This window comes from Pseudochrobactrum sp. AO18b (assembly GCF_000409565.1).
GTDB classification, from domain to species: domain Bacteria; phylum Pseudomonadota; class Alphaproteobacteria; order Rhizobiales; family Rhizobiaceae; genus Pseudochrobactrum; species Pseudochrobactrum saccharolyticum.
This window is the reverse complement of the sequence record NZ_ANNO01000267.1, coordinates 1-16,914: the sequence shown is the minus strand read 5'-3', so window position 1 is coordinate 16,914 and position 16,914 is coordinate 1. Positions and strand designations below refer to the sequence as shown.

Below are 16,914 nucleotides of genomic sequence, written 5' to 3'. Positions count from 1 at the left end.
CGCTGCCAGTATGGCAACGCCGCTTTTTACAGAATAATTGTAACAATCAGAACTTTGGTGCCTTTACACCGGCTGCACGGCAAGCGGCGACCAGCGTATTGGCCATCAGCATTGCAATGGTCATAGGGCCAACACCGCCCGGAACCGGCGTAATCGCTCCGGCCACTTTTGCAGCCTCTGCATAATCCACATCACCGACAAGACGGGTTTTACCCTCGCCCTTTTCCGGTGCATCAATGCGGTTGATACCCACATCAATCACAGTTGCACCCGGCTTAATCCAGTCACCTTTGACCATTTGCGGACGGCCAACCGCTGCCACCAGAATATCAGCGGTGCGTGCCAAGGCTGGCAGGTCTTTAGTGCGGCTATGGGCAACAGTGACAGTCGCATTGGCTGCAAGCAGCAAATTCGCCATCGGCTTGCCAACAATATTGGAGCGGCCGATGACAACAGCATTCAAACCAGACAGATCACGACCAAGCTGACGCTCAATCATAATCATGCTGCCAGCCGGAGTGCATGGCACGAAGGCACTATCCACAGCGCCGGTACCGAGCTTGCCGACATTGATATAATGAAAGCCGTCGACATCTTTGTCCGGCGCGATAGTCTGAATAACGCGACCTTCATCAATATGTTTCGGCAGCGGCAACTGCACCAGAATACCGTGAATGGCAGGATCATTATTGAGACTGTCGATCAAATCCAGCAGATCCGCCTCAGATGTATCTTCAGTCAATGTGTGCTGTACAGAGTGGAAACCGCATTCGCGTGCTTTGCGGCCTTTGGAGGCGACATAAACCTGACTGGCCGGATCTTCCCCGACGATCACCACAGCAATCCCAGGCTTTGTGCCGGTTGTATTTAACAAGTCGGATGTTGCAGCTTTAACCGCTGCCACCACATCTTCCGCCAGCAATTTACCGTCGATTACTTTTGCGCCGCTCGTCTCAGTCGCCATCTCACAACTCCGTCAGACAAAAAAACAATGCAAGGCCGAAATTGCGGGATCACAAAGCCACGCGCTCACATCCTGCCCTCGCATAATCTGCCAGCGCGATGATGACAATCAAAAAACGGTCATGCTATCGGAATAACGGCATCAACGTGACGAATTTTCATTCTGTCTGGCATTGGCCAGCTTCTCATGCTCACGCAATGCCTGCCGGATTTCGGCCAGTGCATGGGAAAGGTCTGCAGCTTCCGGAATAGTCTGATCTGCTGCGGCATTGCCGAGCGCATTTTTGCGCATGGCAGCATAGGTTTTGGAAACCGGCTGGCGCACTTCCGCAATAGCCTCTTCCGCCGGTTGCTGTTTCGGCTCCTGCGGTTCTGCATCGGCCTGTTTCACAGGCATTTGCTTTGCCACAGGCGCGACAGGCATTTGCCTTGTAACCACCGGCTGCGCAGGCTGATCCGCAGCGGCTTCAGCTTGTTTGCCGCGCTTTAAAAGGCCGGACAGGTTCAGCCACAGTTTTTTGAACAACGAAGATGACGAAGCCAGTGCAGGTTCGGCAAGTACAGCTCTGTCAGCTTTTACCGATGTCTGTGCGGGAGTCTGCGCCGGAGCCTGTGCATGACTGCGCAGCGGCTGCACACCGGTGCGCCCCATTGCGGCCCGCGCACGGTAAGCGCGGGAACGCTGGATGTTCAGGCCGAAGTCCTGCGGTGCATAGGCCAAAAGCGGTAATGTGCCGGAAAATTTATTATCACGTTCCATAATGCCGCCCCGTCTTAAAATTTATTTACACAGTCATTTCATAATATGCGCCGGACACGCAAACGGCATCCGGTATCAGAGTGTTTTGCCCCTCCTCTGCACATTCCAAAAATCCGGCCAAAACCGAGGTTTTTTGGAAATTCCATGCCTGAAACGCCTGTTCTGTCCGAAAAAACGGGCTCATAAGAACCTGACCGACCGGAATAAAATTCACAGCAGATCATGAAAGCTTTTCAAAACTGTTCGCAGATAAGCGACACGCCAGAAGCAACGCATTTCACAATGCAAATCACGTTTACCCGTTACGCCTTTGCAGCGCGGCGAAGCCGGTGCAAATCACTCTGCCTTATGGTTAACAAAACCTTAATGACTCTGGCAACCACTATAAGAAATAAATTTCACATTTATCTGATTAATGTGACACCGCCCCTGTCATGAAGCCGTAATTTCGCTCTGCGCAGCGAACGATATTTCCATCTGCCGGTCGAATGTTCTATGGTCGGGCAAATCACAGGAGAGGCATTTGATGGCAAATAACACTGTTGTTCTGGTTGGTTGCGGCAATATGGGGTTTGCCATGCTGCAGGGATGGCTCTCCTCGGGCAAGTTACAGCCTTCTGACGTGACAGTGGTTGAACCGGCAGACACTTTGCGCGAACGTGCGGCAAAACTCGGCGTTAAAGCACTGCCGGACAGCACAGGCATTACCGGCTCTCCACAACTGATTATCATTGCGGTCAAACCACAGGTCATTCAGGACATTCTGCCTGCCTATAAAAACTATGCATCTGCCTCGGCTTTTCTCAGCGTGGCTGCCGGTACACCGGTTGCCTTATTCGAGAAAATTCTGGGCGCGCAGGCAGCGATTATCCGCTGTATGCCGAACACACCGGCAGCAATCGGCAAAGGTATGATGGTGACATTTGCCAATAGTAATGTGCAGGCAGATGTCATGCGCTTTACCGAAGAATTACTGGAAACCAGCGGTCAGGTCGCACAGGTCAAAGATGAAAACCTGATGGATGCCGTAACCGCAATATCCGGCTCCGGTCCCGCCTATGTGTTTCATTTCATTGAATGTCTTACACAAGCCGGCATAACCGCCGGTCTGCCGCAGGATATTGCTGCCATGCTTGCCATGCAGACAGTTTACGGTGCAGGCGCGCTCGCTGCGGCAAGCACGGATACGCCATCGCAATTGCGCATTAATGTCACCAGCCCTAACGGAACAACAGCAGCTGCTCTCGAAGTGCTGATGGGTGATAATCGCCTGCAAAATCTTGTCAGCGAAGCGGTTGAAGCTGCCCGTAACCGCTCTATGGAACTCGGAAAAAGCTGAAACACAATACCGCATTACCATAGAGGGAGAGGACGGGTCGTCTTCTTCCTTTTCGTATTTTAATAAGATTTTTCTTTTTTACAGCATTATCCGAAAGTACGATAATATCGGGATTTACCGGAGCGATATTTTCGTTACTCTGACAGGCACGATCTTTGTTTCATGATCGTCTTTGCGGGTTAAAAGCGCGAACAGAAAACACGGCTGAAACAGCCGTCCATTATAGAACTGTCATATAATCAGGCGATAATCAGCCGACACTTTCCGGTTCAGGCTTTGATGCCGGAAACAGATTTATATTTTCAACGGCCTGTCTGTGCGCCGCAAAACACAGCAACAGGCATTTTTTCAAATTACTGCGAACTCCATGCAAGGAAAGTTTGCAGTAAGCAGCCCGACAGAGGAGACAGGAATGTCAAGTTTACTGCCGCCGCTCCATAACGGACATGCATCAATTTATCTGCTGAACGGCTTCCACGAAGCTGTTCATGCCTATGAAGACTGGGATATGGCCGGTCAGGAACCACAGGTTGCCGTGTACGGAAAATCCGTCCGCATCAGTGTGATTTTCCGCCGTCTGACCCAATGTTCAGACCGGCTTCCGCAACATGTTCTGCAATCACTCAAAGCGGCGATACCGCATATTATGAAATATCAGCCTGCAGATTTCCCTGCCACTTATGCAGATGCAAGCGGCTTGCTGCGTCAGGCTCTGCGGAATTATACCCGCAATCCGGTGATCGCTACGCGTTTCAATTAAACGGGGCTAAGCTTTACAAAAACACAACATACGGGCAGATTTTTTATCTGCCCGTTTTCCATTTTACATAGGTAATATTTCTCACTTTCCGACAAGACCTTTAAGCTGCTATAGGCAACTCTTATATGCGGTCGCAGAGCTGCGATCAGCGAAAAATATAAGCCGCTCCGGCAAAGGTTAGTCATGCAGAAACCGCAGATTAAAGCATTCATCATTCATCTGGAGCGTGCAACAGAACGCCGCGCGCAGGTGAATGAACTGATCTCCCAATTACCGGTACCGGCAGAAATCATTACAGCTGTTGATGCAAAACAGCTGAGCGATGCAGATGCGGCACAGGCCTATCAGACGCGCCTGCACAAGCCTTATTATCCGTTCCGCCTGAGCCGCAACGAAATTGCCTGTTTTCTGTCGCACCGCAAAACTTGGCAGACAATCATCGATCAAAATCTCGATGCAGCACTTGTGCTGGAAGATGATGTGGCGCTGACAGCGGACTTTCCTGCTGCTTTTAAAGCGGCGACAGAGATTGCAAAACAAGGCGGGCTGGTGCGTCTGCCGTTCCGCTCCGACCGTGAGACCGGCGCTGTTGTGCTCGAACAGGGAACAACGAAAGTCATTCGTCCCGTACCTGTCGGGCTGGGCATGGTGGCGCAGCTGATTACCCGTGACGCCGCGCAGGCACTGTTAAAAGTAACCGAGAAATTTGACCGCCCTGTTGATACTTTTGCCCAGATGAACTGGGTAACCGGATTGCAACCGCTTTCCGTTGTTCCGGGTGGCGTGCAGGAAATATCTGCCAATCTGGGCGGCAGCACCTTGAAACAGAACCGCTCTCTGGCGCATAAACTGCACAGAGAACTGATGCGGCCGTTCTACCGGCACAGCGTCAAAACCTATTCCCGCAAATCCGGAAAAGCCTGATGAAATCTTCTGCTATTCCCATTCTTCTCTATCATTCGATTGATGTACCGCCTGCACGCGACAAGCCGTTTCGCAGCCTGCATGTGCATCCGGACCGGTTCCGCTCGCAGATGCGCTGGCTGAAAAGACTGGGCTATCAGGGATTGTCCATGCGCGATGCCCGCCCTTATCTTGAGGGCAAAAAACAGGGCAAGGTTGCGGTTATCACGTTTGATGATGGTTTTCTCAATGTCTATCAGCATGCCATGCCGGTGCTGAATGAGCTGGGTTTTACTGCCACCAATTATTTCGTCGCCAATCAGATCGGCGGACGCAATGAATGGGACATTCCGAAAGGCGCAGTTGAAATTCCTTGCATGAGTGCCGAGCAGTTGCGCAACTGGGCTGCACATGGCCATGAGGTTGGCGCGCATACGCTTGACCATATCTATCTGCCGGATGCGGATTTGCAGGAAGCAGAACGGCAGATCGCCGGCTCCAAGAAAATTCTTGAAGAGATACTCGGCGCTGAAGTCACTAATTTCTGCTACCCTTATGGCGGCGAAACACAGGCTGTGCGCGATGTAGCCCGACAAGCGGGTTATGTTCACGCCACCACCACAAAACGCGGCCATGCCCGCGCAACAGATGATCCGTTTGGCCTGCCACGGCGCTATATCCGCCGCACCGATGGCGGATTATTGTTCCTGAAAAAGCTCTTCGGCCTCTGACCGCCGGAGAGAAAACTTTTATTCCGGCACCATTTCAAAGAAAATTACTTTACCGCAGAATTGCAAAACCGGATTTCATTACTATAAACTGGCAGCGACCTGTAATAATTTTTCTCTTACAGATTACAGCATCGTCACCTGAAGCCGGATATATGTTTTGACTGTATTGCCTTCTGCCTGCACTGACCGCCCGCATCATGAAAACCGGCACAAATCCATCATCATTATCGGGGGCGGCTTCTCCGGCGCTTCTCTGGCCTATCATCTGGCAGCGATAACCGATCCGGCAAAACTCAAAATTACGATCATAGAACCGCGCTCCTCTCTTGGCGCCGGTCTGGCTTATTCCACCAATGAGGATGCCTTCCGCCTCAATGTTCTCTCCGACCGGATGAGCATATTTTATGAAGACAAACCGCATTTTGCCCGCTGGATGGAAGAGCAGCACAGTCTGAATAATGATCCGGAAGCCATGACGGAGAACGGTCAGATTTACGCAAGGCGCAGCACTTTCGGCACCTATATGGCGGAACAGCTTGCACCGCTGCTTGCAAGCGGACAAGTGCAGCATATTCGTGCCAGCGCTACCGGCGCCAAACGCTGCGCCTCCGGCCGCTATCAGGTTACCACAGATAAAGGCGAAACGCGGGAAGCGGATTTTCTGGTGATCGCTGCGTCACATCCGCTGCCTGCCCTCCCCGCACCATTGCGAGAACTCCAGCAATCCGGCCAGAACCATGTAAAAGGACTGATCGCCAATCCTTATCAGGCAGGTGCTCTGCAGCAATTGCTTCAGGAGACAGGTCCGGACAGTTCGGTTCTGATCGTCGGCGCAGGTCTCACCTCTGCCGATATGGTGGCAGGGCTGTCACAACACGGACATCGCGGCAATATCACCGTTTTGTCCCGTCACGGTCTGCGCTCCCGTTCCAATCTGCGGCTCAAAGCCGATGAGCCAAGACCGCCGCGCTTCTTCGGTGATTTTATCAATCCGCCGGAAACATCGGCCGTGCGCCTACTGCACAAAATCCGCCGGACAATCCGCGAAGCGGCACAACAATCCGTGCCGTGGCAATCGGTGATTGATACTTTGCGCGATCAGGGCGGCGAGATATGGCTTGCTCTGCCGCTCAGTGAGCGCAAGCGCATTGTCCGGCACCTGCGCACGTTCTGGGATGCGCATAGGTTTCGCTTAGCAACACAGACAGATGATGTTCTTGATGAACGCAGCCGCTCGGGAACACTGAAATTTCTCGGCGCACACCTCACGGATGCTGCACGCGCTGATGACGGTCACGGCTTTATCGTGACCTATCGCCTGCGCGGACAATCAGGAACAATCACACAGCATTTTGACGCTATTATTGTTACCACCGGCCCTGCGCATGGCGATATTATCGGTCAGTGCCCGCCATTGGCAATGCTCTGTGAAGACGGTCTGATTGAAATGGATCCTACAGGTCTTGGCCTGCATACAAGCCGCACTGAGCAGACGGATACAACCATGCGTGCCATCGGCAAAAACGGCAGTATTGCTGATAATCTGTTTATCGCAGGGCCTTTAGCCCGCGGCACTTTCGGCGAATTAATGGGCGCGCCGGAAGTGGCGCGCTATACAGAAACATTGGCGGACGTGATCAGACAGGCTACTGCGCTTATTCAGCAGCCTCATAAATCTGCTGACGTCTGTTGAAAACGGCCTGCGCACCATCAAGGATCAGAAGCAGTTTTTTGTCCCACCAATCCTTCGGGTGATCCGTCATCATACGGCTCATAATCAGGATCGGCCGCGCCGTATCCGGATTGCGTGCGGCTTCTGCCTGCCACGACTGCACAACCTTCTCAATTCCGCGTTCGCCAATGCGACCCGGTTTTTTATAGGCTCTGCGCCAGCCGGTGAAGTAATCGACCGTCATATCCATCATACTGTCGATCAGCACAACGGCTTCCTCAGCCGAGAAACCATATTCCACAAACTGGTTAGCCATTTCGCCAAAAGCGCGGATACCGGATGGCGGGGATACTTCCAGTTCCCGCATGGCATCGGCCAGCCCCGGATGTCTGTTGAATAATTCCCAGGCTGAACTGGCGACATTTTGCGCAAACTCATACCAGTCGGCAGGATTACCGCGCCAGTCCAGTTCGGTAATGGCCAGATCGGCAGCAGCCAACAGCAATTCATTGCGGCCTTTGACATAGCGGTAAAGGGATGAGTGATCGACCCCGAGCGCCTGACCGACAGCAATCATCGTCACATCATCGAGACCGATTTTCAACGTCACACGCGCGATTTCCTCAAGAGAAATCCGCGCCGGACGACCGATACGCGGGCTTGGCGCCACACATGACTTTGCCGAAATTTGCTTTTTCATAGCCGCCCCGTCCGAAAATTATGCATGCACGTAAGGATTAAACACTCTGTTGCAAACTCAATTAGCGTTGAATGCGCCCTTTTACAACAGAGTGTGACTAAAATTGCGGACAGCTCCGGCCTTTTCAACCGGAATATATCGAAAACCCGTGACTGAGGCGGCCTGATTGACTGAAATCAATGCCGCAAAACCGGCCTAGGTCTATTTACCGCACATGTCCTTATAGACGGCGCGCCTCTAAAGGATTAGGTAAAGGTGAAGAAAAGGAAGATGCCTCATGGACTATAGCCGGTTTTTTGAAGCGGCCATTGACCGCCTTCACACTGAAAATCGTTACCGTGTATTTGCTGATCTGGAGCGTATTGTCGGCCGCTTTCCGCAAGCAATCTGGCGCCATAACGGTCAGGCGCGTGAAATCACCGTATGGTGCTCCAATGACTATCTCGGTATGGGGCAAAATCCTGATGTTCTGAAAGCCATGACCGATGCAGCCGTCTCGCAAGGGTCCGGCGCCGGTGGCACACGCAATATCTCCGGCAATAATCATCCGCTTGTTGAGCTTGAACATGAGCTCGCGGATTTGCACGGCAAAGAAGCCGGTCTGGTTTTCACCTCTGGCTTTGTCTCCAATGATGCCTCTATCTCGACCATAGCCAAGCTCCTGCCGGATTGCCTGATCCTGTCGGATGAACTCAATCATGCATCGATGATCGCCGGTATCCGTCATTCCGGTGCCGACAAGCAGATTTTCCGTCACAATGATGTGCAGCATCTTGAAGAACTTTTGAAGGCTGCGGGCAAAGACCGCGCCAAACTGATCGTTTTTGAATCCGTCTATTCCATGGACGGTGATGTGGCACCGCTGAAAGCAATTGTGGAACTGGCAGAAAAATACAATGCCATGACCTATCTTGATGAAGTCCATGCCGTTGGCATGTATGGCGCACGCGGCGGCGGCATTTCAGAACGCGAAGGCCTGAGCCATCGTATTGATATTATTGAAGGCACATTAGCCAAATCCTTCGGCACATTGGGCGGATATATTACCGGTTCCAAGGCTGTGGTCGATGCTGTGCGCTCCTATGCGCCGGGCTTCATCTTTACCTCAGCCCTGCCACCGGCAATTGCCAATGCAACAGTTGCAGCCATTCGCCATCTCAAAGCCTCGGGCACCGAACGCGAATTGCAGCAGAAGAATGCACAACTGACTAAGGACACGCTGAAACGTGCCGGTCTGCCGGTTATGCCGACAGAAACGCATATTGTGCCGCTCTTTGTCGGCAATGCGGATTTGTGCAAAAAAGCTTCGGATCGCCTGCTGGAAGTTCATGGCATTTATATTCAGCCGATCAACTTCCCGACCGTACCACGCGGCACTGAACGCCTGCGCATCACACCGACTCCTGTTCACGGGGAAGAGCTGATTGCCGGTCTGAAAGAGGCACTGCTGGAAGTATGGCAGGCTTTGAACATTCCTTATGCAACGGATTTTACCGGCAGCCCGCTGAAACAATCTGCTTAATAAAGAGCAATATCAGCTTCAATCCTGACAGCCGCTCAGAGCTCCGCCTGTGCGGCTGTTTGCTTTTCATCCATACGGCGCAGCGATCGGGCAAGAAACGGCACAAAGATCGCAATCATCATAAAGCGCACAACATGGTGCGAAGCCACATAGGCCGGATCAACACCCAGAGAGAAAGCAATCACAGTCAGCGCTTCCAATGCACCCGGCGCGAAAGCCAGCGCAATTTGTGCCGGATGCAGCCCTGTTGCCAGCCATGCCAGCGCACAGATTGCGGCGGCGGTTCCCGTACCAACGATGAAAGCCATCAGCGCCACCGGCAAATAATTCAGGATAGCGCCGCGATGCCGTGCATCAACCCGCGAGCCGATCAGAGCTCCGAGAACAACCATACCAAAATCCGCCATTTCAGGCGGCACGCGCACGGTTACAAAACCGGTCACATAGACCAGCGCACTGGCGAGCAATGCGCCCAGCATCATCCCGCCCGGCAAACGGCTGTAATGGCCGATCAGCGCGCCAAGGCCACCCGCAGCGAACAACCATAGCCACTCTTTTTGCTGGCTACCTGAACCGGCAACAAAATCGATATGCGGTGCGGATTGCCCAAGCACATTAAGTACCGGCGCCAATAACCCGATGAGCAACAACAGGCGCACAGTCTGAATAATGGTGATTTTAACCAGATCGGCACGGGTTTCGCTGGCTGCAGCCATCACGAAAGACAAGGCACCAGGCAAAGAAGAGAAAAAAGCCGTTTGCGCATCCCAGCGAAACACATAGCGCAGCAGCATAAATGTAAAACCGGTTACCGCCACCAGCATCACAAACAGCAGCATAAAGCTCAAAGGCCATTCGCCGATCTGGCTTAGCGTTTCAGGACGCACACCGGAACCGGCTTGCAGGCCGAGCATGATAAAAACCGCATTACGCAACCAGACAGGCAGATAAATGCGGATACCGCTCAGAGATGCAATGGTCACGCTGCACATTGAGCCGAGCAGAAAAGGAATGGGCAGTCCGGTCAGATAAGCGATTGCGGCACCGCTGCCGGCAATCAGAAATGTCAGGAAAAGCGCATAGATATTTTTCAGAGAGAACTGACGGGACATGGGATATTCTTAACCAGAGCATTTCCGGATGGCAGGCATAATCGTCGCGCCGGAGTCTTGTTGTGTTGGCCGCATTATATGCAACCAAAATATCAGACAAATTAAGAATAAACCCGGCTTCATTTCTGAGGCCGGGTTTAGGATTTTATAATCAGGCTTTTTTCGCCAGAAGATCACGGATTTCTGTCAGCAGAACCTGATCTGCCGGAATTGCGGCTTCAGCTTCAGGCTTGGCCTCTTCCTTTTTCTTCATACGGTTCATGCCTTTAACAACAAGGAACAGAACCCAGGCGATAATCAGGAAGTTAATCAGCAGCGTAATGAAATTACCGTAAGCAATGGTTGCACCGGCTTCACGCGCTGCCGCCAATGTACCCTTAGGCTCACCGGCCAGCTGGATAAACATGTTGGAGAAATCAATACCGCCGGTGATGAGACCGATAATCGGCATGATAATGTCATTCACGATGGAATTGACCAGACCACCAAATGCACCGCCAATGATGACACCGATGGCCAGATCGACCATATTGCCCTTGAGGGCAAATTCACGAAATTCCTTTAGCATGAGCTATCCTTTACAAGTACGGGGGCTTACTCTTTTTATATCCGGCAATAAAAACAAAGTAGCGGAGATTATTATAGTCTCAAGATCAGAAAGCAGCTTACTGCTTGATTATCCTGAAGTGTTGCATACAAACATAGGTACAGAATAATCAGCGGACAGAGACTGCCATTATTGCAGCCATATACAGGATCTTTCTGTCCCGCAATCATTAACCGGTCAGCAAGGGGGCTGAATGCACGGCTGGATCATTATCGGCATCGCATTTCTCTATCTGATCCTGCTCTTTGCGGTTGCCAGTATTGGCGACAGTAAAGCATCGCGCTGGGGCTCCAAGCCAAGACCCTATATTTATGCATTCAGCCTTGCTGTTTACTGTACATCATGGACCTTCTTCGGCTCGGTCGGGCTTGCAGCTGACCGCGGGCTTGAATTCTTAGGTATTTATATCGGCCCTATTCTGGTTTTCACCTTCGGCAATAAATTTCTGCGTCATGTGGTGCGGCTGGCAAAAGCCGAGCGCATTACCTCTATCGCCGACTTTCTCGCCGCCCGTTACGGCAAAAGTACCAGCGTCGCCACGATCGGCACCTGCATCGCCGTGGTCGGCTCCATGCCCTATATCGCCCTGCAGCTGAAAGCCGTATCCGGCAGTGTCGATATGGTTCTGGCTGAATATCAGGCTTCCTATGACCCGATTGTCTATGTCTTCGGCGACATATCGCTGTTTGTTACTGCGCTGCTGGCTATATTCGCCATCCTTTTCGGCACCAGACATACGGATGCGACTGAGCATCAGGACGGGCTGATTCTTGCGGTTGCGTTAGAATCCGTCATCAAAATCACCGCCTTTCTGATTGTCGGCATTGCCACAACCTTCTTCCTCTTCGGCTCACCTTTTGATCTGCCGCAACAATTGCAGGAACGGAATATTGATTTCTGGGGCATGTTAACCCGTACCAGCCCCAGCACCTGGATTGTTCACACCGTTCTGAGTGCTGCGGCAATTCTGATGCTGCCGCGCCAGTTTCATGTCACCGTGGTTGAAAACCGCAGCGAAAAGGAATTGCGCACCGCCCGCTGGCTGTTTCCGGTCTATCTGATCCTGATTAACCTGTTTGTCCTGCCAATCGCCCTGCAAGGCATTATCAATCTCGGCCCCACAACCAATGCAGATCTCTATGTTCTGGCGCTGCCGCTGGCAGCAGGCTCACATCTTTTAACTCTGCTGGCTTTTGTCGGCGGGCTTTCTGCTGCTACGGCGATGGTGATCGTGGCCTGCGTGGCGCTGTCGATCATGATCTCTAACCATCTGCTGCTGCCATTGCTGATCCGCTACGTCTATCGTCGCCAAAAACATCAGCAACGGGATCTGACCCGTCTTATCCTCTATACCCGCCGTGCAACCATTGTGATTATTCTGGCGGTGACTTTCAGCTATTACCGCGCCAGTTCCAGCACATTCGGGCTGGCTTCTATCGGTCTGGTTTCTTTTGCAGCGATTGCACAATTTGCGCCCCCGCTGATCGGCGGGCTGATCTGGCGCAATGCCAATGCACGCGGAGCTGTTCTGGGCATGGTCAGCGGCTTTGCTGTCTGGGCCTATACGTTGCTGCTGCCGACACTGGCAAATCCCGATGCGCCGATCCTGCGGGAAGGTTTATGGGGGCTTTCCTATCTGCGTCCGCAGGCACTCTTCGGCGTTGATGCCCTGCCCCTCACCCATGGCGCTCTGTGGAGCCTCGCTATTAATGCACTGTTCTTCGTGATCGGTTCGCTCTCCCGACAGTCCACACCGCTGGAGCGCATTCAGGCCAGCACATTCATGCCGCGCAATCTGAAAACGGTACCGGTTCTGCGCCGTTTCCGCACCAGTGTCACTGTCGGGGAAATCAAAAATACGATTGCCCGCTATCTGGGTGAAGACCGCGTTGCCCTTGCTTTCAGCCGCTATGAACATAATGGCGATCAGCCGCTGGATGATAAAGCCGTCGCCGATGTGCCGCTGATCCGTTTTGCCGAGCAAATATTGGGTAGTGCCATCGGCTCATCTTCCGCGCGGCTGGTGCTGTCGCTGCTGCTTCAGCGCAAGGACAATACTGCACCGGATACGCTGCGCCTGCTGGATGATGCTTCAGAAGCCTTGCAGCACAATCGCGATCTGCTGCAAACCGCGCTGGATCAGATGGAACAGGGCATCACCGTTCTCGACAAGGATTTTCGTCTGACCTGCTGGAACCGGCGTTTCCGCCATCTGCTGCAACTACCGGACGGGCTGACACAGGTTGGCACACCGATTTCCGATGTGCTCGACCGGTTGCTGCATAATGGTGAAATTCATGCGGGTGATGCCGCGATGATGATGCGCACATTGGAGCGCACCCATGAGCCAAGCCGTATCCTGTTGCACTCCACCGGCAAAATCATTGAAATTGCAGCCAATCCGATGCCGGATGGTGGCATTGTTGCCAGTTACACTGATATTACCGCTTCAGTTGAAGCCGATAATTCCATGAAGCGTCTCAATGAAACGCTGGAGCAGCGCGTCGCCGACCGCACCACCGAACTGCTTGAAGTGAACCAGCAGCTTGTCCGTGCGCAGAAACTGGCGGAAGAGGCCAATTTCGGCAAAACACGTTTTCTCGCTGCTGCCGGTCATGATATTTTGCAGCCGCTCAATGCTGCCCGCCTCTACAGCACAGCCTTGAGCGAAAGGCTCGGCGCATCGGAAGCGCAACTGGCGCGCAATATTGACTCCTCCCTTGAAGCGGTTGAAGGCATTCTCAGTGCGCTGCTGGATATTTCACGGCTTGATACCGGCGCGCTCAAACCGGAGCTTTCGCTGTTCCGTCTGGATCGCCTGCTTCAACAGGTTGTTACAGATTTCACACCGCTTGCTGCCACGAAGGGTCTGAAACTTCGTGTCGTGCCCTGCTCCCTCACAGTCTATAGCGACCGCAATCTTCTGCGTCGTCTGCTGCAAAATCTGATCTCGAATTCGATCAAATACAGCCGCAGCGGCAAAATTCTGCTTGGTGTGCGCCGTCGCGGCGGCGATCTGGAAATCAAAGTTGCCGATACCGGCATCGGCATCGCACCGGAAAAACAGCAATTGGTTTTCCGCGAATTTTACCGGCTGGATGAAGGGATCAGTCAGGCAGACGGGCTGGGACTTGGTCTTTCCATTGTCGATCGTATTGCCCGTGTGCTGGATCTGACAATTCGTCTGCAATCAGAACATGGCAAAGGCACCTGTTTCAGCATCATTATGCCGGTGTCTCAGGAGCCTGCGGTTGAAGTTTCACCTGAACCGTCACAGGCCAGACGCCGCAGCAATGCGCTCGAAAATATGCGGGTTTTGTGTATTGATAATGATCCGCTGATCCTCGACGGCATGCGCATTCTGCTGGAAGGCTGGGGTTGTGACATCACTCTGATCCGTGACGGCGCACAACTCAAGGACTGGTGCAATCATATCGCCCGCTCACAAGCGAGCGTCAAAATATTGCCGGATATTATTCTGGCTGACTATCATCTCAACCGTGAAAACGGGCTGGATATGATCGGCTATATCCGCGAAACGCTGGGTCATACCATACCGGCCGTTCTGCTGACGGCCGATCGTTCAAAAGAGGTCAAATTACAGGCCACGGAAGAAAATGTTCATGTGCTGAACAAGCCGCTGAAACCCGCAGCATTGCGGGCTTTGCTGGCGCATTATCATATGCGGTGAAAGACTGTGAAATGCTCCGGTTCAATCCAGAAGTGCAAAACCTGGACCAAGCCGCGAGAGCAGAATCACCGCCTGTGTGCGGCTGTCCACGCCCAGCTTCTGCAGAACCGCAGATACATGGGCTTTCACCGTGGCTTCTGAAATATTCAGCTCATAGGCCAGCTGCTTGTTCAGAAGTCCCTGTCCAAGCATTGAAAGCACGCGGGTTTGCTGCGGTGTGAGCGCGCGGATACGGGCAATCAGATCAGCAATTTCCGCATCATTTTCCGCGCCGAGTTCCATATCACCGGACACCCATTCCCCGCCGTCCAGCACGGTGCGCACGGCCTCACCGATTTCCTCAAGACTCGCGGATTTTGAAACAAAACCGGAGGCTCCGAGCTCCATGGCGCGGCGGATTGTGGTGACATCATCGGTGGCGGAAACAATCATGACCGGCAGCTGCGGATGCTGCGCCTTGAGATTGATCAGGCCGGATAAACCGCTGACACCGGGCATGGTCAGATCGAGAAACAACAGGTCAACATCCTGCGCCTCTTCTGCAACCTGTTGCAATTGCTGATAATTGTCAGCCTCAGTCACACTCTCAGGCTGAAAACCGTCCTGTAATATCTGTCGCAATGCGCCACGGAATAAAGGATGATCGTCGGCAATAATAAAATTCAATTCCATAAATTTCCTACCCCTTGCCTGCCCCCTTAGCAGTCTCCCCGCAAATCATCTCCTGAAAGCACCTTATCTCTTTATATAACCAAAGATAAAGTTAGAAATGACCTGTTTTCATCTTGCATTTTCTTCATGTACAGAGCCCTTCCCGCTCCGCCTGCATTTCTGAAAATGCTCTGTTCTTTGTTTTTACATGCAACAGAACTGATCCGTAATCAGGATCAGAAACCGGTCAGACAAACTGGTTTCCATACCTCAGCGCTTCACAATTTCGCAATGCGCTCCGGCCACCGGCATTTCATTTCAATGATAAATCCGGCTTGAGAAAACCGGTGAATGCAATTTCCAGCACAATAAAAGCCGCCTGTAGCAGACGGCATGCATATTCATTATGCAATATTACAGGCAAAGCGTACAATATACAGTCTGATTTCTGCTTTTGCCGCGATGGTGCCGTATTGTCAGTTAGGGTGATGCCTGCTCTATATGCAAGAGAAAATCTTATTGCTTCGCAGATAAAATAACGCAAAAGGACGACCTATGACACGCCACAGCCTCTATCCGGAAATTCAACCCTATCGGGAAGAGATGTTGCAGGTCTCATCGCTGCACCGGATTTATTTTGAGGAATGCGGAAACCCGAACGGTAAGCCGGTCATTATGATCCATGGCGGCCCGGGCGGCGGCATCTCGCCGACTATGCGCCGTCTGCATGATCCTTCAGCCTATCGTATCATCCTGTTTGACCAGCGCGGCTGCGGCCGCTCCACGCCCCATGCGGAATTGCGCGAAAATACCACATGGGATCTGGTTGCGGATATGGAGTGTCTGCGCACCCATCTCGGTGTTGAAAAGTGGCAGGTTTTCGGCGGTTCATGGGGCTCGACCCTCGGCCTCGCTTATGCACAGACCCATCCGGAGCACGTCAGTGAACTGGTGCTGCGTGGTATCTTTCTGGCACGCCGTTTTGAAGTGGACTGGCTCTATAGCAACGGCGCCAGCATTATCTATCCGGATCGCTTTGAAGCCTATCAGCTGCATATTCCGGAAGCCGAGCGCGGCGATATGGTGGCGGCCTATTACCGCCGTCTGACTGATCCGAATCCGCAGGTGCAGATTGAAGCGGCACGCCGCTGGTCACGCTGGGAAGGCTCTGCGATTTCCCTGCTGCCGGATCCGGAACGCGAAAATGCGTTTGCGCAGGATCACTTCGCCATCGCTTTTGCGCGTATCGAATGTCACTATTTCCAGAACCGCGCTTTCTTTGATACCGACGATCAGCTGCTGCGTCTGGCTGACCGTATCCGCCATATTCCGGGTGTTATCATCCATGGCCGCTACGATATGTGCACGCCGTTCATCAATGCATGGCATCTGAAGAAAGTCTGGCCGGAAGCTGATCTGCGTATTGTCGAAGATGGTGGTCATGCAGTGACCGAGCCGGGTATCACCCACGAACTGATCGAAGCAACACGCCGCTTTGCCAAT

14 protein-coding genes are annotated in these 16,914 nt (G+C 52.7%); 8 read left to right on the top strand and 6 right to left on the bottom strand.

Translation table 11 applies throughout. The features are described from left to right. Positions 1-46 precede the first annotated feature (46 nt). Entirely contained in the window at positions 47-964 is a 918-nt protein-coding gene (gene folD / locus A918_RS0111260) for a bifunctional methylenetetrahydrofolate dehydrogenase/methenyltetrahydrofolate cyclohydrolase FolD (RefSeq protein ID WP_022711166.1), read from the bottom strand. Between the two features lie 141 nt (positions 965-1,105). Next, positions 1,106-1,723, bottom strand: a complete 618-nt coding sequence (locus A918_RS0111255) for a hypothetical protein (protein ID WP_022711165.1) — start codon at positions 1,721-1,723, stop codon at positions 1,106-1,108. A gap of 526 nt (positions 1,724-2,249) precedes the next feature. On the opposite strand from A918_RS0111255, the gene proC reads away from it, so the two are divergent. From proC to A918_RS0111225, 5 genes are all read left to right on the top strand, one after another. Beyond that, on the top strand, positions 2,250-3,062 hold the full coding sequence (proC, locus tag A918_RS0111245; protein ID WP_022711163.1) for a pyrroline-5-carboxylate reductase: 813 nt from the start codon (positions 2,250-2,252) through the stop codon (positions 3,060-3,062). A gap of 412 nt (positions 3,063-3,474) precedes the next feature. Beyond that, on the top strand, positions 3,475-3,822 hold the full coding sequence (locus tag A918_RS0111240) for a hypothetical protein (protein WP_022711162.1): 348 nt from the start codon (positions 3,475-3,477) through the stop codon (positions 3,820-3,822). 183 nt (positions 3,823-4,005) lie between these two features. Continuing rightward, positions 4,006-4,746, top strand: coding sequence for a glycosyltransferase family 25 protein (locus tag A918_RS0111235; protein WP_022711161.1), 741 nt, complete (start codon positions 4,006-4,008; stop codon positions 4,744-4,746). Then, a complete protein-coding gene (locus A918_RS0111230) occupies positions 4,746-5,456 on the top strand; it encodes a polysaccharide deacetylase family protein (protein ID WP_022711160.1) in 711 nt (236 codons plus the stop codon). The genes A918_RS0111235 and A918_RS0111230 overlap by 1 nt, the downstream gene beginning before the upstream one ends. Positions 5,457-5,613: 157 nt before the next feature. Then, on the top strand, positions 5,614-7,149 hold the full coding sequence (locus A918_RS0111225) for an FAD/NAD(P)-binding protein (RefSeq protein WP_022711159.1): 1,536 nt from the start codon (positions 5,614-5,616) through the stop codon (positions 7,147-7,149). Here A918_RS0111225 and A918_RS20225 read toward each other — a convergent pair. Further along, on the bottom strand, positions 7,112-7,828 hold the full coding sequence (locus A918_RS20225; protein ID WP_022711158.1) for a TetR/AcrR family transcriptional regulator C-terminal domain-containing protein: 717 nt from the start codon (positions 7,826-7,828) through the stop codon (positions 7,112-7,114). The genes A918_RS0111225 and A918_RS20225 overlap by 38 nt on opposite strands. 277 nt (positions 7,829-8,105) lie before the next feature. Between A918_RS20225 and hemA the strand changes: the two genes are divergently transcribed. Further along, positions 8,106-9,350: a 5-aminolevulinate synthase gene (gene hemA, locus A918_RS20220; protein WP_022711157.1), complete on the top strand. Its 1,245-nt coding sequence runs from the start codon at positions 8,106-8,108 to the stop codon at positions 9,348-9,350. Positions 9,351-9,385: 35 nt separating this feature from the next. Here the strand turns inward: hemA and A918_RS0111210 are convergent, their stop codons facing one another. Next, positions 9,386-10,462: an AbrB family transcriptional regulator gene (locus tag A918_RS0111210; RefSeq protein WP_022711156.1), complete on the bottom strand. Its 1,077-nt coding sequence runs from the start codon at positions 10,460-10,462 to the stop codon at positions 9,386-9,388. 151 nt (positions 10,463-10,613) lie between these two features. Next, a complete protein-coding gene (gene mscL / locus A918_RS0111205; RefSeq protein ID WP_022711155.1) occupies positions 10,614-11,030 on the bottom strand; it encodes a large conductance mechanosensitive channel protein MscL in 417 nt (138 codons plus the stop codon). 232 nt (positions 11,031-11,262) lie between these two features. Here mscL and A918_RS0111200 point away from each other — a divergent pair, with 232 nt between their 5' ends. Then, entirely contained in the window at positions 11,263-14,760 is a 3,498-nt protein-coding gene (locus tag A918_RS0111200; RefSeq protein WP_022711154.1) for a PAS domain-containing hybrid sensor histidine kinase/response regulator, read from the top strand. Positions 14,761-14,781: 21 nt separating this feature from the next. Here A918_RS0111200 and A918_RS0111195 read toward each other — a convergent pair whose 3' ends face one another. After that, positions 14,782-15,432, bottom strand: coding sequence for a response regulator (locus tag A918_RS0111195; RefSeq protein WP_022711153.1), 651 nt, complete (start codon positions 15,430-15,432; stop codon positions 14,782-14,784). 534 nt (positions 15,433-15,966) lie between these two features. Between A918_RS0111195 and pip the strand changes: the two genes are divergently transcribed. Then, positions 15,967-16,914 (top strand): prolyl aminopeptidase (gene pip / locus A918_RS0111185; RefSeq protein WP_022711151.1); only part of this gene is annotated, 948 nt, incomplete at its 3' end.